General features: G+C 64.5%; 22 protein-coding genes and 1 pseudogene. 13 read left to right on the top strand and 10 right to left on the bottom strand.

From position 1 onward, the window contains the following. Window positions 1-8: 8 nt before the first annotated feature. The 4 genes from ACFQZZ_RS00945 to ACFQZZ_RS00930 all read right to left on the bottom strand — a co-directional run bounded on the left by ACFQZZ_RS00945 (window position 9) and on the right by ACFQZZ_RS00930 (window position 3,970). Window positions 9-1,484, bottom strand: a complete 1,476-nt coding sequence (locus ACFQZZ_RS00945; RefSeq protein ID WP_378672403.1) for a flavin-containing monooxygenase — start codon at window positions 1,482-1,484, stop codon at window positions 9-11. 108 nt (window positions 1,485-1,592) lie between these two features. After that, a complete protein-coding gene (locus ACFQZZ_RS00940) occupies window positions 1,593-2,483 on the bottom strand; it encodes an SGNH/GDSL hydrolase family protein (protein WP_378672400.1) in 891 nt (296 codons plus the stop codon). A gap of 161 nt (window positions 2,484-2,644) precedes the next feature. After that, window positions 2,645-3,277, bottom strand: coding sequence for a YitT family protein (locus ACFQZZ_RS00935; RefSeq protein ID WP_378672397.1), 633 nt, complete (start codon window positions 3,275-3,277; stop codon window positions 2,645-2,647). 132 nt (window positions 3,278-3,409) lie between these two features. Continuing rightward, window positions 3,410-3,970, bottom strand: a complete 561-nt coding sequence (locus tag ACFQZZ_RS00930) for a TetR/AcrR family transcriptional regulator (protein WP_378672394.1) — start codon at window positions 3,968-3,970, stop codon at window positions 3,410-3,412. 48 nt (window positions 3,971-4,018) lie between these two features. Between ACFQZZ_RS00930 and ACFQZZ_RS00925 the strand changes: the two are divergent. The 4 genes and pseudogenes from ACFQZZ_RS00925 to ACFQZZ_RS00910 all read left to right on the top strand — a co-directional run. After that, window positions 4,019-4,771 (top strand): annotated as a pseudogene (locus ACFQZZ_RS00925) (alpha/beta fold hydrolase); the annotation flags it as partial. A gap of 628 nt (window positions 4,772-5,399) precedes the next feature. After that, the gene (locus ACFQZZ_RS00920; RefSeq protein WP_378672391.1) at window positions 5,400-5,822 is read left to right on the top strand and encodes a VOC family protein; all 423 of its coding nucleotides are present in this window, start codon (window positions 5,400-5,402) and stop codon (window positions 5,820-5,822) included. After that, the gene (locus ACFQZZ_RS00915; RefSeq protein WP_378672389.1) at window positions 5,823-6,497 is read left to right on the top strand and encodes a winged helix-turn-helix transcriptional regulator; all 675 of its coding nucleotides are present in this window, start codon (window positions 5,823-5,825) and stop codon (window positions 6,495-6,497) included. A gap of 278 nt (window positions 6,498-6,775) precedes the next feature. After that, the gene (locus ACFQZZ_RS00910; RefSeq protein WP_378672387.1) at window positions 6,776-7,363 is read left to right on the top strand and encodes a hypothetical protein; all 588 of its coding nucleotides are present in this window, start codon (window positions 6,776-6,778) and stop codon (window positions 7,361-7,363) included. A gap of 64 nt (window positions 7,364-7,427) precedes the next feature. Here the strand turns inward: ACFQZZ_RS00910 and ACFQZZ_RS00905 are convergent, their stop codons facing one another. Then, the gene (locus ACFQZZ_RS00905; RefSeq protein ID WP_378672385.1) at window positions 7,428-8,192 is read right to left on the bottom strand and encodes a hypothetical protein; all 765 of its coding nucleotides are present in this window, start codon (window positions 8,190-8,192) and stop codon (window positions 7,428-7,430) included. A gap of 77 nt (window positions 8,193-8,269) precedes the next feature. Here ACFQZZ_RS00905 and ACFQZZ_RS00900 point away from each other — a divergent pair, with 77 nt between their 5' ends. Continuing rightward, on the top strand, window positions 8,270-8,641 hold the full coding sequence (locus ACFQZZ_RS00900) for a DUF4913 domain-containing protein (RefSeq protein ID WP_378672383.1): 372 nt from the start codon (window positions 8,270-8,272) through the stop codon (window positions 8,639-8,641). A gap of 72 nt (window positions 8,642-8,713) precedes the next feature. After that, complete coding sequence (locus tag ACFQZZ_RS00895) at window positions 8,714-9,430, top strand: metal-dependent hydrolase (RefSeq protein WP_378672381.1); 717 nt, start codon at window positions 8,714-8,716, stop codon at window positions 9,428-9,430. 615 nt (window positions 9,431-10,045) lie between these two features. Here the strand turns inward: ACFQZZ_RS00895 and ACFQZZ_RS00890 are convergent. Beyond that, a complete protein-coding gene (locus ACFQZZ_RS00890) occupies window positions 10,046-10,432 on the bottom strand; it encodes a MerR family transcriptional regulator (protein ID WP_378672378.1) in 387 nt (128 codons plus the stop codon). A 103-nt stretch (window positions 10,433-10,535) separates the two neighbouring features. Here ACFQZZ_RS00890 and ACFQZZ_RS00885 point away from each other — a divergent pair, with 103 nt between their 5' ends. The 3 genes from ACFQZZ_RS00885 (at window position 10,536) to ACFQZZ_RS00875 (ending at window position 13,107) form a co-directional block, all read left to right on the top strand. Further along, window positions 10,536-11,426, top strand: coding sequence for an NAD(P)-dependent oxidoreductase (locus ACFQZZ_RS00885; protein ID WP_378672375.1), 891 nt, complete (start codon window positions 10,536-10,538; stop codon window positions 11,424-11,426). After that, entirely contained in the window at window positions 11,423-11,857 is a 435-nt protein-coding gene (locus ACFQZZ_RS00880) for a PPOX class F420-dependent oxidoreductase (RefSeq protein ID WP_378672372.1), read from the top strand. Before ACFQZZ_RS00885 ends, ACFQZZ_RS00880 begins: the two co-directional genes overlap by 4 nt. Before the next feature lie 263 nt (window positions 11,858-12,120). Further along, window positions 12,121-13,107: an SMP-30/gluconolactonase/LRE family protein gene (locus ACFQZZ_RS00875; RefSeq protein ID WP_378672369.1), complete on the top strand. Its 987-nt coding sequence runs from the start codon at window positions 12,121-12,123 to the stop codon at window positions 13,105-13,107. 52 nt (window positions 13,108-13,159) lie between these two features. Here the strand turns inward: ACFQZZ_RS00875 and ACFQZZ_RS00870 are convergent, their stop codons facing one another. Next, window positions 13,160-14,020, bottom strand: a complete 861-nt coding sequence (locus ACFQZZ_RS00870; RefSeq protein ID WP_378672366.1) for an SDR family NAD(P)-dependent oxidoreductase — start codon at window positions 14,018-14,020, stop codon at window positions 13,160-13,162. 225 nt (window positions 14,021-14,245) lie between these two features. Continuing rightward, the gene (locus tag ACFQZZ_RS00865) at window positions 14,246-15,340 is read right to left on the bottom strand and encodes a hypothetical protein (RefSeq protein WP_378672363.1); all 1,095 of its coding nucleotides are present in this window, start codon (window positions 15,338-15,340) and stop codon (window positions 14,246-14,248) included. Between the two features lie 95 nt (window positions 15,341-15,435). Here ACFQZZ_RS00865 and ACFQZZ_RS00860 point away from each other — a divergent pair, with 95 nt between their 5' ends. Together ACFQZZ_RS00860 and ACFQZZ_RS00855 are read left to right on the top strand one after the other, a co-directional pair. Beyond that, a complete protein-coding gene (locus ACFQZZ_RS00860) occupies window positions 15,436-16,233 on the top strand; it encodes a HugZ family protein (protein ID WP_378672360.1) in 798 nt (265 codons plus the stop codon). A 110-nt stretch (window positions 16,234-16,343) separates the two neighbouring features. Further along, complete coding sequence (locus ACFQZZ_RS00855) at window positions 16,344-17,060, top strand: spermidine synthase (protein WP_378672357.1); 717 nt, start codon at window positions 16,344-16,346, stop codon at window positions 17,058-17,060. Window positions 17,061-17,146: 86 nt separating this feature from the next. Here the strand turns inward: ACFQZZ_RS00855 and ACFQZZ_RS00850 are convergent, their stop codons facing one another. After that, on the bottom strand, window positions 17,147-17,530 hold the full coding sequence (locus ACFQZZ_RS00850) for an MmcQ/YjbR family DNA-binding protein (protein ID WP_378672354.1): 384 nt from the start codon (window positions 17,528-17,530) through the stop codon (window positions 17,147-17,149). A 288-nt stretch (window positions 17,531-17,818) separates the two neighbouring features. Here ACFQZZ_RS00850 and ACFQZZ_RS00845 point away from each other — a divergent pair, with 288 nt between their 5' ends. Next, on the top strand, window positions 17,819-18,721 hold the full coding sequence (locus tag ACFQZZ_RS00845) for a MurR/RpiR family transcriptional regulator (RefSeq protein WP_378672351.1): 903 nt from the start codon (window positions 17,819-17,821) through the stop codon (window positions 18,719-18,721). A 14-nt stretch (window positions 18,722-18,735) separates the two neighbouring features. On the opposite strand, the gene ACFQZZ_RS00840 is transcribed toward ACFQZZ_RS00845, so the two are convergent. Continuing rightward, window positions 18,736-20,115, bottom strand: coding sequence for an amino acid permease (locus ACFQZZ_RS00840; RefSeq protein WP_378672348.1), 1,380 nt, complete (start codon window positions 20,113-20,115; stop codon window positions 18,736-18,738). Between the two features lie 232 nt (window positions 20,116-20,347). Here ACFQZZ_RS00840 and ACFQZZ_RS00835 point away from each other — a divergent pair, with 232 nt between their 5' ends. Then, window positions 20,348-21,121, top strand: a complete 774-nt coding sequence (locus ACFQZZ_RS00835) for an enoyl-CoA hydratase/isomerase family protein (RefSeq protein ID WP_378672345.1) — start codon at window positions 20,348-20,350, stop codon at window positions 21,119-21,121.

The raw sequence follows: 21,121 nt of genomic DNA, 5'->3' as shown, positions 1-21,121 counted from the left end.
TGTGTGCCTTACCTTCCGGTCCGAGTCAGGTCATAGTCACCGGCATCGAAATGAGTTCGCTTGTCGTACTCGCTCATCCGGCCCGGCCAGTTCGTCGACACCCGCCCACTCGCCTCGCGATACCAGCTGGTGCACTTCGTCCACACGGTGTGCTCGAGACGCCCCTGGATCTCCTCGTCGAAACGCGACTCCACCTCCGGCTTGACCGAGAGATACCCGCGAGCACCACGCAGATGCTCGACCGCCTGCCGGACATAGCGCGCCTGACGCTCGTGCATGTAGATGATCGAGCCCGCACCGAGATTGGTGTTCGGCCCGTACATGATGAACATGTTCGGGAAATGCGGCACCGTCAGACCCTTGTAGGCGCGCGCACCACCCGACCACACCTCACGCAGCTCCTTGCCGCCGATTCCACGAATCACCATCGGCGCCAAGAACTCCGTGGCCTGAAAACCCGTGCAGTAGACAATGACATCGACCTCGTGCAGCACGCCGTCCTCGCTGCGCACACCGGTCGGGGTGATCTCACTGATGTGCGAGGTCTCGACGTGCACGTTCGGCCGCGCCACCGCCGGGTAATAGTTGCTCGCCATCAGGCCCCGCTTGCAACCCGCCGCATAGTCCGGCGTCATCTTCGCCAGCAACTCCGGGTCGGTGATCTGCGACGCACGATGACGGTTCGCCCACCCGGAAATCACCTCGGCGATGCGCCCGTTGCCCTCCAGCCCGGAAGTCACCAACTCATAGAACGCATACCAACCCCACCGCTCCGCACGTTGGATCACCGGGAACCTCGTCGCGATCGACCGCTTGTCCCACGCAGCCAGCTTCGGTGGCGCGTAATAGCTTTCGATCTTCGGAATTATCCACGGCGCCGACCGCTGGAAAATCGTCAACTGCCCGACCTTCGGCGCAATCGCCGGAACGATCTGAATCGCGCTCGCACCCGTGCCGATGATCGCGACCCGCTTGCCGGTCAGATCCACACGGTGATCCCAGCGCGCCGAATGGAACGCGTCCCCACCGAACAAGTCCATGCCCGCGATATCGGGGAGCACCGGACGCGACAGCTGACCGACCGCAGGCACGAATACCTCCGCCTCGAGCACCTCGCCGGCCGCCGTCGCCACCTGCCACACCCCACGATCGGTGTCGAAGTCCGCCGAAACGACCTCCACACCGAACCGCAGGTGCTCACCGAGACCATTCCGCTCGGCGACATCGTGCATGTACGCCAGAATGTCCGGCTGCTGCGCGAACCGCTTCGGCCAGTGCGCGTTCGGAGCGAAGGAGAACGAATACAGATCCGACGGCGCATCACAGGCGGCACCCGGATAGGTGTTGTCCCGCCAGACCCCGCCGAGTCCGGCGGCCTTGTCGATGATCGTGAACCGGTCATACCCGCGCCGCTTCAACTCCAGCGCGGCGGCGAGTCCACCGAACCCGGCACCGACGATCAGCACGGACGGTGTGCTTGTCATGTCGCCAACTGTAGGAACCAGGACACATCTGCCGAGAGAGCCGAGCGGCCAAGAAATCGAGATATTCGGCCATCCGTGGACGGATGTTCCGCCACGGGTGGCGGTGCGCTACCTACCGACCGCGGCCAGCACGCTACGCGCCTGATGGTCTGCGCCGAGCTGGTTCGGATGGAACGGCACCGCCGGACCCACCGGGTCGCTGCTGAACGGCACCAGCCCCTCCGCCCACCGCACACCCGCGGGCTTGCACGCATCGTGCCCATCACTCGAACCGTAGGTATCGACCAACTCCACGCCGGCCACCGCGGTCGCCCGCGCGACCATCGCATTCAGCTCGATCAGCTTGCGGCCCACCCACTGCGCGTCGCCATCGGAAATCGGGATCACCGGAAAACAACCACCCTCGGCACCGACACTCTTGAAATAGTTCAGCACCAGAATCCGCGCATGCGGTGCGCGCGCCCGGATACCCTCGATCGTCGCGACCACCTTCGGTTCCGCCGCCGCGATATTCACCGACATCCGATCAACCCCGTTGACAACGAACGAGTTCAAGCACGGCGTCGCCCCGGCGTCGAGCGTCGGACACGCTTGCACCGCCGCCGCCAAACCCGCGTCGTTGCCACCGATCAGCACCGTCACCAAGTCCGTCGAGGGAGTCAGCCGATCGAACTGCGGGGGATTGACCCCTCGCGACGCAACCTGACTTCCGGTCATATCGACAGTCTGCGCACCACCACAGGACGCATCCCGGAACACCGGAACCGCCAGCGCCGCGGCGACCTGCTTGGCATAGCTACCCCGGCTCTGCGCGCAACTCAACGGTACGAACTCCTCGGTCACCAACCCCGGATTCAACGTCGAATCCGCCGCCCACGAATCACCCAGCGCCACATACTCACCGAACTGCGGCGGTGCGGCCGAAGCGGACTGCGCAACGACAGGCAACGCCACGCAGGCGGCCGCCCACGCGATCACCGCCCGAGACACCTTGTTCATGAACCCCTCCACAGGTAGCCCGCCGCCGCGAGCCGAATCAATTGGACGTCCGTCCAGCATGGGTGAAAGTATCACCTGAGCAATGACTTCGCAGGCCGAAGGGGAGAGGCCTCGAGACATCGCCGCACCCTCCACCGGCAATTCGACACCACCGATCGTTGTCACGGTGTGGCAGGAACCGCGGCGAGCTCGACCTCTCCGTCCACATGAAATCCCGGCAAGAACCGATTGACATAAGGGATCAACACTTGGATCAGTGGCCCGATACCGAGCGCGTATACGAGCGTTCCGATGCCAACGCTGCCACCCAACATCCACCCAGTTACCAGGACCGACACCTCGATGCTGGTCCGCACCAACCGCACCGACCATCCGGTCCGCCGAACCAGTCCAGTCATCAGTCCATCACGCGGCCCAGGACCCATACCCGCACCGATATACAGCACCGTCGCCACCGCATTCAAAATGACCGCCGCACCCATAGCGGCCACCCGCACCGGGATCGAATCCCACTCCGGCAACAACCACAAACCAGCATCGACCGACACCCCGATCACCACGACATTGCTCACCGTGCCCACACCGGGCCGCTGCCGCAACGGAATCCACGCCAGCAGCACAACCACACCGGTCACCGCCGTCACCGCACCAAAGCTGATCGGCACATGCGCCGCCACACCCTGATGGAACACATCCCACGGATCCAACCCCAGCCCAGCCCGAATCATCACCGCCATCGACAGCCCGTACAACCACAACCCGACATAGAGCGCCACCAAACGCCGAACCAGCATTCACCCAGCCTGCCGCCAACTGGTCCTATAAAACAGATCCACTTGCCAACCACTGGACTTGTAGAGAGCGGCGACTCCGCCAATGCCCCCAGACCGCATCGAATTCATGGCTCGAACTGGATCCGCCCGGTGTCACCGCCGTGCCGCGCGCTGCACGATGGCGTCGGCGACCACCTCGACGGCCTCGTCGACCGACAGGCCCGCTTCTGTCAGCGCACTCAGCGTCGCGGGATGGACGAGACCAGCGGTGGTCCTGGCGAGCAGATCATCGTCGTTACCCGTGAGCGCGTCGGCGTAAAGCACACGCATCGCCTGCCGGAACTCCGCGTCGGCGCGGGCCACCGCCGGTACATCGGCGAGTTCCGCACCGAGGAGGTAGAACCACCGATACGTGCGCTCGTAGAAACCGAACATCGCCGCAGTCAGCGCACGCACCCGCTCCGGCAGCGTTTCAGCGCCGGCGAAAACGGTTCGGTCGGGGATGTTCAGTTCACCCAGCAGTCGCTCGATGACGGCCTCGATGAGCAGATCCGGGGAGGCGAAGTGATTCCCGACCGTCGCAGGCGACACGTCCGCCGCCCGTGCCACCGCATTCATGGTCGTCGCCCGAGCACCTCGATGGCTGAACAACTCGGCCGCGGCGGCGATGATGCGTTCCCGCGTCTGCGCCGTCAGCCGACTGCGTCGCTCCATGGAATACGACCGAGGCATTGACTAACCTTCGTCGACTCGACCACCTGGACCCGCGTCGAAGAACGCCTCGCCCAGCAACGCCACCTCATACTCATCGACGGACCATGCCACGGCGGCAACCCGCCACCCTCACGTCGGTTCACGCTCGACGACTGCGTGGGCGTAGCCGAAGACGTGCTCAATCACCGGGGGATCGACGAACCGGTCGACTGGGTCGGCAACGCCTGGGGCGGTCACGTCGGCGTCCTGTTCGCCGCCACGCACCCGCAACGTTGCCGAACGCTGATGGCCATCGGCGCCCCGATCCGCGCACTCAACCCAGCCGAACGTCGACGAATCCGCTTGCTGGCGTTGCTCTATCGCATCGTCGGCGCGCGTCGACTGGCCGACATCGTCGTCGACGCCCTCCTCGGCCCCGACACGCGTACCGACGACCCCGCGGGAGCCGCACTCGTCGGCGACGCGTTCCGCCGAGCACACCGCGCCGACATGCTGCACGCGATCTCATGGCTGAGCCTCGCCCGTCAGGACCTGACACCCGCGCTGGCCACGGTCGAGACCCCGACGCTGCTCACCACAGGACATGCCGATCCGATGTGGTCCGTCGCCGACGCCACGGCGGCAACACGGCATCTGACCAAGGGGGCACTGGTCCTACTGCCCGCCGCCGGACATGTCGGCCCGCTCGTCCAGACTCCGGAACAACTGGCCGACCTGGTGACCACATTCTGGCGAGACCCCGAGACAACCGTCGACACCTACCGCGGCCAGGTCCACGATGCACATACGCGGGACGGTTGAACGGTGGGCGCACTCGTCGGGCCACCAACTTTCCCCCATTTCGTCACTGTGACGAATTAAGGGAAGATATGGAGCTAGGAGGGGAGTAGCAGCTAGTCGAATCTTGGCCGAATCCAATACATTTCGACACGAGCCCCGGAACGCCGGAAAATTTCCATCACGAAGAAATCGCGCCGAGGGGACCGCAACCCATGCACCCGCCACGACAGCGCAGCGCATCAAACCCGAGGCGGACCAGGTCGGAGTAAGCCCGAACCGACAGACGAAACACCAAACGCCGCAACAGCGTTCCGTCGCCACAAGCCACTTCCGCCCACCCCGTTGTAACGCCGATAATCAACATTATGTCAGGTTGAGGTGCCGTGGGCGCCCTCCTGGGCGCCTGCGAGAACACCCTGCTTCCCGCCTCTCATCTCGCTCCACTTCCCCGCCTCGGCGCTGCCGTCCGACATTTCCCTCCTGGGATACGGCGCCGACGACCACGCGCTCCGCACTGCGCCCTCATCGCCAGGGTTGAAGGGTGCCGTCGGGGCGCTTGCTATTGACAAGTCTGCTTGTTTTTTGCAAGTATCGGAGCCTCCGGATGAAACCACCAAGGGAGCAATCTGATATGCCTACGAAGATTTCCGTGAGCTACACGACCGCGAACCTCGAGCGCAGCAAGGCCTTCTACACCGCAATCGGCACAACCATCAATCCGCTTTTCACCGACGAAAACGTCGCCTGCCTGGTGTGGGACGAGAACTTCCAATTCATGCTGTTGACGCGCGAATTCTTCGCCAACTTCACCGACAAGCAAATTGCCGACCCGGCGACCACTGCACAGGTCCAGACTGCGCTTTCCCTCGACTCCAGGGAGGATGTCGACACGGTCGTCCAGGCGGGTCTGACCGCCGGTGGTTCCGAACCTCGGCCGGCCCAGGACTTCGGTTTCATGTACAGCCGTGACCTGGAGGACCCGGACGGCAACAACCTGGCCTTCCTGTACATGGCACCGCAGGCGGCCGAACAAGGCCCGGAGGCATATCCGGCCGAGCAGGCTCAGGTCTGAGTGGCTGCCCGCAGCTATGGGCAGTACTGCGGTATCACCACTGCCGTCGAGCTGGTCACGGAACGCTGGGCACTGCTCATCATCCGTGACCTGCTCGTCGGTCCGCGTCGTTACACCGACCTGAAGCAGGGCCTGCCCAAGATACCGACTAACATCCTCGCCGCGCGCCTGAAGGAGTTGCAGGAGGGCGGGGTGATCCGTCGTATCGCACTGGCACGGTGCGGACTCGTCTATGAACTCACCGGATACGGGCGTGATCTCGAGCCGATCGTGCTGGCGCTCGGCCGATGGGGATTCCGGTCGATGGGCGAACCCAAGGATGACGACATCGTCACCGCCGACTCGCTGACGATGGCACTGCGAACCGCGTTCAGACCAGAATTCGCTTCGATGTCACTGGATTTCCAGATCCAGGTGGGTGCCGTCGAGTTGCGTGCCCAGGTCGGCGACGGCGAGTTGAAGGTGTTCCAGATCGCTCCCCCGACACCGCCGGTGGGAGGCTCGCTGCCCAGCGGCGAGCCTGAACTGCAGTTCGTCACTGGCCCAGGGATCCGCCACCTGATCGCGGGCACACTGACCCCTGCCCAGTCCGTGGAGCAAGACGTTGTCACCATCCTGAAGGGCAATTCGAGACTGCTCGAGCGATTCGCGGAACTCTTCCGAATCGACACATGACCGCACTCCGGTCGCCCACGGCGGGACGGCCCGGTTTTCATCCTTGGCTGGGTAGCGCCGTCTACCCGTCATTCGTCGATCAGGCGGCTAAACCGGAAACGGCGGCGACGCTCCGCCCTCGCTAGACCGAACGCCGTCAAGGAATCCGGACGACTGTGAGACTCAGGTTCCCGGGCTCCGGCGCAATAACGTCTGTATCTCCCAGCACCCCAACGACTATGGTTCCGTCTCATGGACCTTGTCCGAGCGTCATCACAACCACCCGCAAAGACACCGTGATGGTCCCCGACGATGGTGACCACCTCGTCACGGACGACGACTGGGCCGACATCTGGGCCAACCTTTCCCCGGGTTGGCGCCGGGTCCTCCATCACTCGGACACTGATACACCCCCACCCGCAGGTCCGATCGTGCGACGCCGCCGCCTCACGACCGACTACTGGTGCGCTTGGACCTTCGAACCCATCCGCTACCTGCCAGCCCTCACCCAAGCACTCCTCTGGGACGAAAACGGTATGGACCTAGGACCTCTCACCGGCCGATCATGGCAACTCCTCCAATTGGCAGGCCCCGCAAACATCGAACTCGACCAACTGGCCGGAACCACTGTCACCCAGCTCAACCTGGCGGTCGTGGATGTCGCCGACATGTCCCCGATTCGAGACATCACCGGCCTGAAATCCCTCACCCTCGCCTACGGCACGTTCGGACCCTTGCCGCCCCTGGACAACCTCACCGACCTGACCATCCACACACAGGTCGACATAGATCTCACAGCCGTGCAGCGCAACCCAGGTCTCCGCATCACTCGCACTGAAACGGACTACTTCCCGCCGTTCGGCCCCGACGACGTAGCTGCCCGCTGACGTCAATGCCAACGCCGATTCGGCGGCCCCCAAGCAGCAGCCCGTCATCGGCTCCATCATGGCGCTATGCGTGGCCGGATCGTTGACCCGCATCCACAACCCCGAGCACATCATGTGACTCGACGAGCAGCTCCATGAGTTCGGCGTCCGTCGTCCGTGCGAACGCCTGCTCGACAGCCTGTCGGGCTCCCCCGTCGGTCAGCCACCGGGCAACCTCGTTGTACGGGTAGTCATTCGAGTCCCAGAAGGCATTCTTCGGCACCAGTCTGCCGTGACGCAGGGCAACGTCGTCGACCAGGAAGTCACGCAGATTGCGAATGGCCGCACCGGTCCCCAGCAGCGACCAACTCACCAGATACGCAGTGACACTCCCCATCGCACTACCCAACGCACACAACAACTCGGCGGGATCCTCGTTGGACGGATATTCGGTCAGCACGTCGGCCCACAGTGCGTCCATCAGCTCTGCCACGATGCCCGCCTCGGGCCATGATTTCCAGTCGGCTCGACGCATATGGTCGTAGACGATTTCGATGTCGGGCCAGGTCATTTCACCGGTGTGGCACAACTCCAGAATGCGCGGCGTGAAATACCGCAGGTCCGCTGCCGACCCCATCGTCATCATCGAACTAGTGGCATATTCCTGGAGATCGCTGGCGCTCAACAGCTTCCGTGGCGTGCTCAGCAGGACGGCAACCACTTCCGCCGTGGTACAGCAGGAACAGGCATCGATGCGCGACGGTCGCGGCGCCCGCGCAAAGGCCGCGTCCAGTTCGGCGAGCACCTCGCGGAACGGACGGAATTCGGCCGACCCACCAGTACCCGACATGACCGGAACGGTATCAAAGCGACCAGGATTCGTCGCTACCCTCAAAGGTAGACCGACCACGTTGCACGGGGGGACGAATGAGTGACGAGCAAACACCATCCGTCTACAGATCTGTTCCGGAGTTCGTCGAGAACTATCTGAGCCTGATCTACCGGCGCGACATCGACATCCACGCGTGGTGCCCCGAATGGTGGCAGCACGCCGAGGCCGTCGCGCGCCTGGATGCGCTCTGGAGAACATGGGAGTACTACCGGCTCAACGCGCACACCGGGCTCTCGGTGTGGTTGCTGGACCACGCCGACGCCCAGATGAGTGTCCTGCTCAGCCCTGACGGGCCGTTCAGCGGCTGCTCGGTGCGCAACGGCCATTCCGCCAAGATCCCACCGTTGCCACTGAAAGCGCCTTTCCCACAACTATTCCGGTCCCCCACACTGTCTCGAGACGACTGAGTCACGACCGACAGTTCACCGTCCCTCGCCGCGCTTATCTGAAAAGTACTGTGGTCAACTAACGTTCATGCGGTGTTAGGACATTCTCATGCGACCAGTGGCGCGTTTGCCTGGTCGGTGGCGGCGGCGACGCTGCCCATCTCGGCGTTGACGTATCCCGTATTGACAAGTCCGGACGTGCAACTCGGCCCTGTCGATCTGCTGTTGGGTGTCTTCCTGACGGCGGGCGCCGCACTTCTGCCCGACGCAGACCACCCCAACGGCACCATCGCGCATGTGCTCGGACCGGTCTCGTATTATCTATGCCGCTTCATCTCGTGGATATCGGGCGGGCACCGACATGCCACGCACTCGTTCGCGTTCGTGATCGCCGTGGGGTACGCGACCTGGGCAGGTGAGCACTGGATCGGACGCTATTTCACCCTCTCGCTCGTCTTCTTCCTCCTGGCTCTCGCTGTACGCGCACTGCACCTCTGCCCCTCCGGCGACAGCATCAAAGCGTGGGGCACGGTGGTGGTCCTCGCCGCCGCCGGAACGTTCGCAATGGATCACTGGATCAGCGACAAACCGGTCTGGCTGCCGTTCTCCGTCGGGCTCGGCGCACTGGCCCACCTCGCGGGCGACTGCCTCACCGACCGCGGCTGCCGCCTCTTCTGGCCCTTCCCGCTGCGCACCCGCGTTCCGATCATCGACCGCACCGGCAACAAGGTCGAGACCTGGGTCCTGTCGCCGTTGTTCACACTCGGCACGCTCGCCGTGCTCTGGCACGTCTTCACCACCAGCCCCTGACAGCCGGGGCGCTATGTGGCGACTGCCCTATCGTTGGACACCGACCGGTCTTCGACGAAAGGACAGTCGCCACATGACACTGGCCCTGGCTTGCCGAGCCCCAGGCCAAGTTCAGGTAGACCGCTTAGTTACCCTCCCCTGCTCTACTCAACCGAGCACGGCCGCAGACCTCCTGTGCCCTTGCTTCTTTGGTAGTAGGTAGGTCTGGTTGTTGGCTATGACATGGGTATGTTCTTCATGCAAAGATATGCATAGCTCGATATAATCATGTTTGTCCCATCAAGCAAGCTACGGTCGGCGGACCACTTACATCCCGAGCAGTTCGCGCCATTGACCGATCGGGAACACCCGATACCGACCGCCCTCCCACTACCGACGCTCCAGCTGGCATGCCACACTCCCCCACTCGTTCGAATGCCCACCCTCTACCCCACCCCGAAGCAGCGTCGATCCCATGGAGGTGTCCATGGGATCGGCGCTTTCGGCCGAAAAGTCGTTACGGCACTGGTTGATTCAAGCCACTGACTCTGCCACGCCCACCGAATGCCTTACCCGCCCAAGCAATTCGTCGGCGGCTTGCACCGGTCACCTCGCCGCGTTCCGCGCGCGGGTCGATCAGCGTGGCGGATTGCGCGCGCTGGATGTCGCCAGCGCTCGTTCGGTGGCGTTCAGATAGCTGTCGAGGGCCTGGCGGGATTGGGTAAGCGCGTCGATGCGTTCGTCGAGCCCGTGCAGGCGTGCTCGGAGAACGTCCACCAGCTCGGAACAGGGCGCGAGTTCGGGGGCGGCGCCGGTCGCGCAGGGCAGCAAGTACGCGATGTCTTCGGTCGAGAGTCCCGCCTCGAGCAGCCCCCTGATCTGGGTTACGGTCAGGATGGCGTCGTCGGTGTACTCGCGGTAGCCGTTGGTACCGCGGTCGGGCTCGAGCAGACCCTGGGATTCGTAGTAGCGCAGCAGATGCGAACCGACTCCGGTTCGGCGGCTCAGTTCCCCGATCAACATCGTCGCTTCTCCTTGACCTTCATATTGATATGAAGGTCGATGATACTGCCATGGCCGAGCCCTTCGGTCAGCAACAGTAGAGCGAAGCGAACGGGAGCAACACATGCCCAACTCCGACACCGGCCACGCTCCGGTGACAGTCATCGGCCTCGGATTGATGGGCCAGGCGCTGGCCGGAGCTTTCCTCGCAGACGGACACCCCACAACCGTTTGGAACCGCTCGGCAGCCAAAGCGGAACAGCTCGTCGCGCGCGGCGCGACCCTCGCGGCCTCCGCCCACGATGCCGTCGCGGCAAGCCCGCTGGTGATCATCTGCGTCACCGATTACCAGGCTGCGCGTGAGCTTCTCGACCCGTTGGGCGACGTGCTCGCGGGCCGGGTCCTGGTGAACCTGACCTCGGGTACCTCGGAGCAAGCCCGTGACACCGCCGATCGGGCGGCGCAGCAGGGTATCACCTACCTCGACGGCGTGATCCTGGCCATTCCCCCGGCCATCGGCACCGACGACGCCATTCTCCTCTACAGCGGTCCGCGGCAGGCCTTCGATACACACGAGTCGACCCTGCAGAGCCTCGGCTCGGCCACCACCTACCTGGGCGTCGATCATGGTTTGTCCTCGCTGTACGACATGGCGATGCTGACCGTCATGTGGAGCGTTCTCAACGGATTCCTGCACGCCGCTGCCTTGCTCGGCACCGCGCGAGTGGACGCCGCGACGGTCGCCCCGTTCGTGAATCAAGGGATCGGCGCCATCACTGGATGGATCACCGCCTATGCGGACCAAATCGACGCGGGCAAGTACCCCGCCGACGATGCCACCATCGACACCCACCTGGCGTCGATGGACCATCTCATCGAGGAGAGTGAGTCTCTCGGTATCAATGCCGAACTGCCCAGGTTCGTCAAGGCGCTGGCCGACCGGGCGGTGGCCGAGGGCCGCGGTGGCGACGGCTACGCGGCCATGATCGAGCAGTTCCGCAAGCCACGGTCATGACCGCCGCCCCATTCGATCCACACGCGCTGCTCGCGGAGAGTCGACTCGGAGTCCTCGCGACGATCAGGTCTGACGGCCGCCCTCAGCTTTCGCCGGTCCAGCCTTCCTATGATCGGGAGGCCGGAATCATCTATGTGTCGACGTCCGCGGGAACCGCCAAGATCGCGAATCTGCGTCGGGACCCGCGAGCCACCCTGGAGGTGACCAGCCAAGACGGCTGGGCGTGGGCGACTGCCGAGGGCATGGCCACGCTCACCGGTCCCGGCACCGACCCCAACGGTCCCGAGGTCCAAGCATTGGTGGACTACTACCGCGTTGCCGCAGGCGACCATCCGGACTGGGACGAGTATCGGTCGGTCATGGTGACCGACCGACGGGTCCTGATCACGATGACAGTCGACCACGTGTACGGCACCGAGATCCGTCAATAGCTCAACGGCACAGCCGACTTCGAGCTTCTGGACGAGAACACTGCTCCACCCGCGCCATTATCGACGGCGTGGGTGGAGCAGCATCGGAACCGCCCCTCCCCTGTCCTTGCTGCGTTCGGCGTAGCCGGGCGCGTTGGCGATTATGTGTGGGTAGCAACATGCGTAGATGCGCATATCTACGTAAGATTATGTTTTTGAAGAGCTAATCTGCCCGGCGGGCGACGCCTGACGGGCTAACCTGAGGCATGTTTGCCGGTCCGACGATGCAACCCCAACGCTGGACGCCGCCGCCAGCGCTCCCCCGCGCTCGCGAAACCCGCAGCGCCACACCGCTCCCCCCGCTCGCCAGGCTGGAGGTGCCCGGTGTCGGACCTGAGGACGTGGTGCTCGCGCGCGATGGGCGAGTGCTCGCCGGGATCGATGACGGCTCGATTCTCAGCATCGACCCGACCGACGGGGCCGTGCGCCGCCTCGTCAACACCGGAGGCAGGCCGTTGGGCCTGCACGCCGATGCGGACGGATCGATACTCATCTGCGATTCGATCCGCGGGCTGTTGCGTCTCGATTCCGACGGCGGCCTCGAAGTTCTGACCGACCAGGTCGATGGCGAACCACTCCCCTTCGCCAGCAATGTCGTTCGCGCTGACGACGGCACGATCTACTTCTCTTCGTCGTCCCGCCGCTATCGCCTGGACCAGTGGATGGGCGACATATTGGAGCACTCCGGTACCGGCAGACTGTTGCGCCGCGATCCGTCGGGCACCGTCGAAACACTGTTGGATGGGCTGCAATTCGCCAATGGGGTGGTCCTGTCCCCCGACCGTTCGTGCGTGGTGGTTGCCGAGACCGGCGCGTATCGCGTCTCGCGCTATTGGCTCACCGGACCGAAGGCGGGCACCCACGACTATCTCATCGAGAACCTGCCCGGTTTCCCGGACAACATGGGTCTCGGTAGCGACGGGCTCGTCTGGATTACCCTTCCCTCCCCACGAAATCCGTTGCTGGATCGGTTACTTCCGTTGCCGGGTGTGCTGCGTCAGATCGTCTGGACGCTCCCGGAGTGGCTCCAGCCGAAGCCGACGAAGACGATCTGGGTGATGGCGGTCGACTTCGACGGCAACGTTGTTCACGACCTCCAGATCGAGGGCACCAACTTCTCGATGGTCACCGGCGTTGTCGAGCACGAGGGCACTCTCTATCTCGGCAGCCTCACCGAGACTGCCGTCGGCGTGACACACGTTCCGTCTTGATCAGCGGCCGGGTTGGCGAGCTGACCCGTGGCCCGCGCAGCCGGGATCCCGGTCAGGTCCGGGTGGCTGCGAAGTCGGCGAGGGTGGTCGGCCGATGACCGCCGAGCTGTTCGATTGCTTCGGTGACTTGGTACAGGCCGGTGCCTTCGCCGAGGATGCGGAAGATCTCCCACAGCTTCGACAGGTGTTCGGCGGCGTGGGCGGAGCCGTAGAACTCCAGTGCCCATTGGTGCCATTGGTCGGGCGGAAGGTCGGTGTAGGTAGTGCCGAGTGTGTGGGCGGCCTCGGCGATGGACATGACTTCGCCGGTCAGCAGGAGTATCGGGTCGGCAGTGGTGCTGGGGTCCGCGAGTAGACCCGCCGCGACCCGTGCCACGTCGTCAGCGGCGATCAGCGGCAGCACCGTCTCGGGTGGGCCCATCGGCATGGCGAGGGTGTGGTTGTCGGCCGCCGTGGCGAGTAGCGCGAGGTTTTCGAAGAAGACCGCTGCGCGCAGGTGGATTGCGCCGATTCCGGCCCAGTCGAGGATCTGTTCTGCCACCCAGTGCTGTCGCATCCGTGGTGTGCCTGCCTGAGGGCCCGCCGCGAGTTGGGATACGGCTACTACGCGTTCGACGCCTGCTTCGTGGGCGGCGGCCGCGAAGGTGCCTGCGGCGTCGATGAGGCCGTCGATGACCGGATAGGTGAAGTAGGCCGAGCGGATGCCCTGTAGTGCGGCGCGCATCGAGGCGATATCGCGCAGGTCGCCGATGACGACCTCGGCGCCGAATCCGCGCAGTACGGCGGCGCGTTCGTCGTCGGTGCGGACCAGTGCGCGCACTGTGAGTCCGCGTTCGAGGAGCAGTCCGACGACGCGGCGTCCGGTCGATCCTTGGATGCCGCCGGCCGCGCCTGTGACAAGTACCGGTTCCATATTCTCACGGTACGTGTTGGGACACAGGCGCTCGGGTCGTTCGGGAACATCGGTATACACCAGGGCGGCAAGGGTTTCCGTCGCGAACGACGGTGTCTATGCCGGCTTGCGTCGATGGCTTACCGGTCAGCGATGCTGACCACAGTCGAGCGGGCTGCCCGGACACTCTCCGGCTCATCGCACGGGTTCGTGCGGATGTGCTGCGACAGTGTCCGGGCAGGCAAGTCAGAACAGTTGTTCGGGATGGGCGTCGGCTTCGCCGCGGACGTCGGCGGCGAATTGGGCTTCGATGTCGTCGGGGTCACCGGTGCTGTGGGCTGTGTAGAGGAGCAGGCAGCCGCGGATGCCGTCGAGGATGTCTTCCAGGAGGTCGAGGGCGGGGCGGACCGGGTCGAGGCGGCTGATGCGGAATTCGGCGAGCAGGGCTTCGCGGGTGTCGCTGTCGAGGTCGAATTTGCGGGCCTGCTCTTCGATTTCGGCCACTCGGCCGACGACGGCCCACGGTGCGGGTACGTGCCCTTCCGAGACCGACATGGCTTCCGCGATCAGGTCGACCACGATATCGGTCGGTGTCTCGCCTGCGCCGAGGCGTTCCAGTACCAGGGTTGGGGTTTCCACTTGCAGGGCTTCGATGTCGTCGGCCTCGACGACCACGTCGACGGTCGGCACGCCTGCCAGTTCGCCCGCTACTTCCGCGGCGGCGTCGAGCCAGTGGGCGGCCGCGACCGCGGCGGAGGCGGGGTCGAGTTCGGTGAACAGTTCGATGGAGCCGAGTGGGTCGGCGCGCAGCAGTTCGTCGGCGGCTTGCACTTGGGCGGGTGAGACATCCGGTCGGGACAGCTCGACGGCTTGGCGTGCGCGACCGGAGAGGTCGCCCAGTTCCGCGGATTCGATGGCGGCTTGTTCGGTGGCGACCTCGGCGAGGATGGTGCCGTGCAGGTCGAGGTCGTCGATGCTGTGCAGGGTGCGTCCGACGCGGTGCGCGGACTCTACGACGCCGCTGTAGGAGACGATGAGGCCATGGTCGGTCGGCAGGTTCGGCGTGCGGATGGCGGCGTCGACTTCCTTGAAGTTTCTGCGTTCCTCTGCGCGGCGCCAAGCCTCGCTGTTGGGGATGTCGGGATCCCCCGCGGCGCTGGCCGGGTGTGTGTAGGTGCGCCATTGGAACCGGGACAGGGTGGTCAGATTCGACGCCAAACTTGTTGCCTGGTCTGGGCTTATCGGTGGCAGTACGGCCACCGTCGCCGCGAGATCGCCGCGTCCGGTCGCCCAGATGGCGACTAGCGCGTTGCGGTCTGCGTCGAATGCATATCGGGTCACATCCGCAAGTCTTGCTGATTCGGCGTGGTTGCGCGCGCGCAATCCAGTCCATCCCTCTGCTCTGAGCGGCGTTTCTCCATGGCACGCTGAGGAGCATGACTCTCGATCACGGTGATCCCGGCGACGCGCCTTCGATTCCGCAGCCGACCGCGCCGGTGGTGAATTCCGCACGACCCTCCGCGGCGGAGGAGGCCAGAACTGTTGCGGCGGCGACGAATACGGCAACCTTGGCCAGCCTGAGTGCGGACGGGTCGCCGTGGGCGTCGTTCGTCACCTATGGCTTGCTGGATGGGCAGCCGGTGTTGTGTGTGTCCAGGATGGCGGAGCACGGCCGCAATCTGGCTGCCGATCCACGGGCCAGCATCGCGGTGGTGGAGCCGAATCCGCCCGCCGACCCGTTGGCGGGTACCCGGATTACTCTGGCCGGTGTCGTCGAGCAGCCTGTCGGCGCGGAGGCCGAGGCTGCGCGGCGGGCGCATCTGGCGGCGGTGCCGGCGGCGAGGTACTACATCGATTACAGCGATTTCGCGGTGTGGGTGTTGCGGGTGCAGCGGATTCGGTGGGTCGGTGGGTATGGGCGGATGGATTCGGCGACGGCCGAGCAGTATGCCGCTGCCGCGCCGGACCCGGTCATACCGGTTGCCGCCGCGGCGATTACGCATCTCAACGACGATCACGCCGATGCGCTGCTGTCTATGGCGCGGGTGCTCGGCGGGTATCCGGATTCGACGGCGGCGAGCTGTGAGCGCGCCGACAGATATGGGTTGGATCTGCGGGTCGTCACGCCGCGCGGGGTGGCACGTACTCGGGTGGGTTACCTGACGCCGCTGGATTCGATCGACGGGTTGCGGGCGGCTACGGTCGAATTGGCACGGCGGTCGCGCGAGAGCTGATCGCACGTCGCACAGCGCGAGTGGAGATCGTCCGTCCACTGCTTTGTCCAGCGACTTCGGTCTACGGCACCTACCAGCTCATCGTCGAGTCTGGGGCTATCGTCACTGCGATGAGCGCACACTTCGAGGAACTGGGCTGGCAGCAGACGCCGATGGGTGAGGTCAGTCTGCGGCGGCGATTCGATCCGACGGTGCGCGCCGACGTCTACGAGGTCAAGCTCGGGGATGAGTACCTCATGTCGAGTCTGTTCACCGTCGCGGAGCGGGAGTTGGCGCGGCGGGGGCTGGCGCGTACGCCGGGTGCGGGTTTGGATGTGGTCGTTGGCGGGCTCGGTCTGGGTTATACCGCGCGGGAAGCGTTGGAGGACGGGAGGATTCGTACGCTCACCGTGATCGAATACTCCGAAGCGGTCATCGATTGGCAGGTACGGGGTCTGCTGCCCGACACGGCCGGGCTGGCCGCGGACGGTCGCGTTGCGCTGGTGTGTGCAGATTTCTTCGCCGCCGCTTCGGGCTCGGTCGGGTTCGATCCGCAGCGGCCCGGCCGAACGTATGACGCGATCTTGCTCGATATCGACCATTCGCCACGTCACCTGCTGCATGACCCGCACGCGACCTTTTACACCCGCGACGGGTTGCTTGCCGTGTCTGTGTTCCTGTCCCCCGGCGGCACCTTCGCGATGTGGTCCGACGATGCTCCCGACGCCGAGTTCCTCGCTGTCCTCGACAGCGTCTTCACCGATGTCGTGGCAGAGCGGGTGAGCTTCGACAATCCGCTCACCCGTTCCCGGTCAGCGAGCACGATCTATCTGGCAACCCGGGTCTGACGATCAGGAGGCGGTGCTCTTTCAGCCGCTCCCGTTCGTGTGCTCGGCCGTTGTAGCGCAGGTCCGAGCCGGACTGCGGGCGTCGCTCAGGGTGCGCTCATCGAGTCCGTGGATGGGGGTGTCGACTGTGCCAAGTCGGGGACTTCGGCGAGCAGTTCCTCGGGGGCGGACAACCGCCATGCCTCGAAGACCAATTCGGACAACTCGTCGACCTCGATGCCTGCGAGGTGGACAACCACCCAACCGAACCCGCCTGCGGTGAACTGTATTTCGAATACCTCGGGCCTTTCGGACACCAATGCCAGTTGTTCGGACAGGGTTTGCTTCAAGCCGACGGTCTCGGTCCGCGGCCAGTAGTAGCCGAACCGCTTGCCGCGCACACTGAAAGTGGTGTATTTGTCGCCTTTGGCGCGCTGCACGTCGACGAGTGTGTCGACGATCCGGAAGAACTCTTTACTGTGCACGGCCACCGTGGACCTCTTGGCCGGAGTCCGCCGAAGCGGCCACCACCGACATTGTCCCGACAACCGGGTACGCGGTCGCGAAGACGCGGCGCAGCAAGGTGATCGGCATGTATCAACTCAACCACATCCATCCGCGGGTCCGGACATCTCGCTGCTCGCGGCAGGCCGCTCGGTCACGGCGGGTGCCTCGACGCGAGCCTGTTCGGGTGACTGCGCTACCGGCGGAATCGGCTAGATTGGCAGAGTGTCGCCGTTACGAGGTAGTCGGCGAGGGGTGGACCAGGAGGAGGCTCGGTGGACACGAACGCGCAGGTTACATCGGGTCCTGCGAGCTTCGACGAGTTGGTGGTCGAAATCCGCAGCCGGATGGATTCGCTGTCCACTTCGCACAAGAAGCTGGCTCAGCGAGTGCTGTCGGATCCTGAAGCGGTGGCGTTCATGACCGTTTCCGAGCTGGCGGGTGCGGTCGGGGTCAATGAGGCCACTGTCGTGCGCTTTGCCAACGGTCTGGGTTTGAAGGGGTACCCCGGGCTCACGCGGTTGTGTCGCGAACGGTTGCAGGAGCAAGCGCAACTGTTGCGCCGCTTCGACAATCTCGAGCACCTCGTAGCCGACGGCGCCGGGCTGCTCGAACAGACGGTGGGGCTGGACCAAGCGAATATCGCCCGGACATTTGCGCGCATCGACGACGTGATGTGGGAGTCGGTCGTCGATCGGCTGGCCCGAGCGCCCCGGGTACACGTGATGGGTCTGCGCAAATGTCACGCTCCGGCGTATCTGCTGAGCTATCTGCTCGGCATGCTGCGCGAGGACGTGGCGACGATCAATGCCAGCGCGGGATCCCTGACCGATGAACTGCGCCGGGTCCATGCGGGCGATTGCTTCGTGGCGATATCGATCCATCGCTACAGCCTCGACACCGTGCGCGCTGCGCAGTGGGCTCGGCAGCGCGGCGCCCACGTCATCGCACTGACCGATACCGCCGTCTCACCGCTCGCGATGTCAGCGCACGACACGTTCTATATCGAGGCGTCCAGCGCGAGCGTGCTGCGATCGATGACTGCCTTCACCTCCCTCGTCCAAGCGATGACGGGTGCGGTCGCACACCTCCTGGGGCATCAGGTGCGTCCGACACTGCTCGACGAGGAAAGACTGTTGGCCGAGTTCGGTACCTACGCCGATACGCCCAGCGAATAGCGCAGGCGGAGCCTCTACTCGGCCGATGCCAGCTGTGCCGCGACCCTTCGACGCTGATGAATCAGGCCTGCGGTGACGGCAGCAGCGGTAACAACCAGCGTCAGCGCCAGCGGAGTCCGGGTGCCGGGGGTCAGCGCCATCGCGCCGACGATGGCCAGCAGGATGGCTCCCACCACATAGGACAGGTAGGGGGAGCCCCACATTTTCACCGGCAGGTCGGTGATCTGCGCAACGGTTTTGTTTCGGCGTCCGGCGATCTGGGTGGCGCAGATACACAGGTAGACCACAACCGCGATCGCGCCGGAGGAACTGAGCAGGAAGGTGAAAACCGCTCCGGTGGGCACGAAGTAATTCGCCACCACCGCAAGGAATCCCACACTCGAAGCGGCAAGAACACCGGCGACGGGTACCCCGGAGGGGGCCGTCGTGCCCAGCCAGCGGGGGGCTTCACCGCGGCGCGAGAGTGCGAACAGCATGCGTGAGGACGAGTAGAGACCCGAGTTCAGGCACGACAACACCGCGGTGAGCACGACCAGATTCATGATGGTCTGCGCACCGGGAACTCCCAGCAGGTTCAGCACCGCGGTGTAAGGGCTGTGGGTGACTTGCGTTGCGTTCCAAGGCAAGAGCGTGACGACTACGAATATGGAGCCGACGTAGAAGATCAGAATGCGTCCGGCGACGCTGCGCATGCTCACGCGCACCGCGCTGACTGGATCTTTTGCCTCACCTGCGGCGATCGTCACCAATTCGGTGCCGAAGTAGGAGAAGAAAACCGTCAACGACGCCACGAACAATGGTGTGAATCCATTCGGGAACAGGCCACCGTGCCCTAGCAGATTCGCCGTTCCTGGCGTGTCGTAGTGCGGGAACAAGCCGCACAACGCCGCGATGCCGATTCCGATGAAGGCCACGATCGCGATCACCTTGATCATGGCGAACCAGAACTCGAAACGCGCGAAGGAGGTCACTGCCGCGAGGTTCACACCGGTCAGGGCGCTCATGAAAATCAGCGAATACAGCCAGGTCGGCACCGACGGCAGCAGTTGATCGGCGATCGCCGCACCAGCGACGGCCTCGAAAGCGACTGTGACACACCAGTGGTAGGCGTACACCCATCCGACCGACAGCCCGGCCCAAGAACCTAGTTCTCGGGAGGCGTAGCTCGAGAACGATCCAGTCTCGGGGCTGGCGGTGGCCAGTTCGGCGAGCATGCGCATCACCAGGATGATGACGAGGCCGGTGAGTAGGTAGACGAGGACGATGCCCGGCCCTGCCGCGGAGATCGCCTCACCGCTGCCGACGAACAACCCGGCGCCGATAACTCCGCCGATTCCGATCATCGTCAGCTGGCGAGTGTTGATGCTGTGCTTCAAATTTCCCGTGGTGGGCACGATGCCTTCTTCCATGGACCCGTGGGCTGTGACCCGACGACTGGTAGTGAGTCATGAAACACCGCCGACCGAGCTTATGCAATGGCGTTTGCAAATATGTTTCGCGTTGCAATTCTGATGGCATCGTGCGACGATCGCATGCACCACGGCAGCGGATCGCGAGGCGGACCGATTGGCCGATCCTCCTGCTCCACAAAGCATTTCAGGCACCGACCAACAAGGAGTGAGGCCCATGTCCACCGTGCTGGTGAGCAGATCCGGTTCCACCGCAACACTTGTGCTGCACCGCCCCGAACGGCTCAACGCGGTCAGCGAAGAGTTGTATCGAACGCTGATCGACGAACTGGTTGCCGCCGACTCCGATCCCGATATCCGCTGTGTCGTCCTCACCGGCGCCGGGCGGGCGTTCTGTGTCGGTGCCGACCTGAAAGCGCACAAGTCCGGCACGAGGACCCCCACCGAGCAGGCCGACTACATCGACCTGGGCCAGCGCGCCTGCGAGCAGATCCAGACGATGGACACGCCGGTGGTGGCGGCGGTCAACGGCTACGCCCTCGGTGCGGGTGCGGAGCTGGCGGTCAGCGCGGACTTCCTGGTCATGGCCGAGGACGCGCAGATGGGTTTCCCCGAGGTGAGCATCGGCACCTTCGTCGGCGGCGGCGTGACCACCCGGCTTCCGCGTCTGGTCGGCCTGCGTCGGGCCATGGACCTGCTGATCCTCGGAGACCGATTCACCGGCAGGCAGGCATTCGAATGGGGGTTGGCCCATTCCACGGTGCCCGGGGATCTGCTGCTCGGGTCGGCCTGCGAGCTCGCCGAAACCCTCGCGGCGAAGGCGCCACTCGCGCTGGCCCGGATGAAGGCCGCGCTGCGCCGCAACGACCCCCTCGATGTCGCGTTCACCACCGAGCCGCGAATGCTGCTCGAGTTGATGGCAACCAGCGACTGGGCCGAGGGCGTCGCCGCGTTCGCCGAACGCCGCACCCCCATCTTCGAAGGGAAATAG

This window comes from Nocardia sp. GCM10030253, from assembly GCF_042675075.1.
Classification (GTDB): domain Bacteria; phylum Actinomycetota; class Actinomycetes; order Mycobacteriales; family Mycobacteriaceae; genus Nocardia.
This window is presented reverse-complemented; position numbering and strand designations above follow the sequence as displayed.

What these genes read in the sequence shown, in the direction of transcription:
- ACFQZZ_RS00945 (WP_378672403.1), bottom strand. Translation starts at nt 1,484, where the DNA reads ATGACAAGCACACCGTCCGTGCTGATCGTCGGTGCCGGGTTCGGTGGA.
- ACFQZZ_RS00940 (WP_378672400.1), bottom strand. Translation starts at nt 2,483, where the DNA reads ATGAACAAGGTGTCTCGGGCGGTGATCGCGTGGGCGGCCGCCTGCGTG.
- ACFQZZ_RS00935 (WP_378672397.1), bottom strand. Translation starts at nt 3,277, where the DNA reads ATGCTGGTTCGGCGTTTGGTGGCGCTCTATGTCGGGTTGTGGTTGTAC.
- ACFQZZ_RS00885 (WP_378672375.1), top strand. Translation starts at nt 10,536, where the DNA reads ATGCCCAACTCCGACACCGGCCACGCTCCGGTGACAGTCATCGGCCTC.
- ACFQZZ_RS00910 (WP_378672387.1), top strand. Translation starts at nt 6,776, where the DNA reads ATGGTCCCCGACGATGGTGACCACCTCGTCACGGACGACGACTGGGCC.
- ACFQZZ_RS00870 (WP_378672366.1), bottom strand. Translation starts at nt 14,020, where the DNA reads ATGGAACCGGTACTTGTCACAGGCGCGGCCGGCGGCATCCAAGGATCG.
- ACFQZZ_RS00890 (WP_378672378.1), bottom strand. Translation starts at nt 10,432, where the DNA reads ATGTTGATCGGGGAACTGAGCCGCCGAACCGGAGTCGGTTCGCATCTG.
- ACFQZZ_RS00880 (WP_378672372.1), top strand. Translation starts at nt 11,423, where the DNA reads ATGACCGCCGCCCCATTCGATCCACACGCGCTGCTCGCGGAGAGTCGA.
- ACFQZZ_RS00855 (WP_378672357.1), top strand. Translation starts at nt 16,344, where the DNA reads ATGAGCGCACACTTCGAGGAACTGGGCTGGCAGCAGACGCCGATGGGT.
- ACFQZZ_RS00835 (WP_378672345.1), top strand. Translation starts at nt 20,348, where the DNA reads ATGTCCACCGTGCTGGTGAGCAGATCCGGTTCCACCGCAACACTTGTG.
- ACFQZZ_RS00900 (WP_378672383.1), top strand. Translation starts at nt 8,270, where the DNA reads ATGAGTGACGAGCAAACACCATCCGTCTACAGATCTGTTCCGGAGTTC.
- ACFQZZ_RS00930 (WP_378672394.1), bottom strand. Translation starts at nt 3,970, where the DNA reads ATGGAGCGACGCAGTCGGCTGACGGCGCAGACGCGGGAACGCATCATC.
- ACFQZZ_RS00875 (WP_378672369.1), top strand. Translation starts at nt 12,121, where the DNA reads ATGCAACCCCAACGCTGGACGCCGCCGCCAGCGCTCCCCCGCGCTCGC.
- ACFQZZ_RS00905 (WP_378672385.1), bottom strand. Translation starts at nt 8,192, where the DNA reads ATGTCGGGTACTGGTGGGTCGGCCGAATTCCGTCCGTTCCGCGAGGTG.
- ACFQZZ_RS00860 (WP_378672360.1), top strand. Translation starts at nt 15,436, where the DNA reads ATGACTCTCGATCACGGTGATCCCGGCGACGCGCCTTCGATTCCGCAG.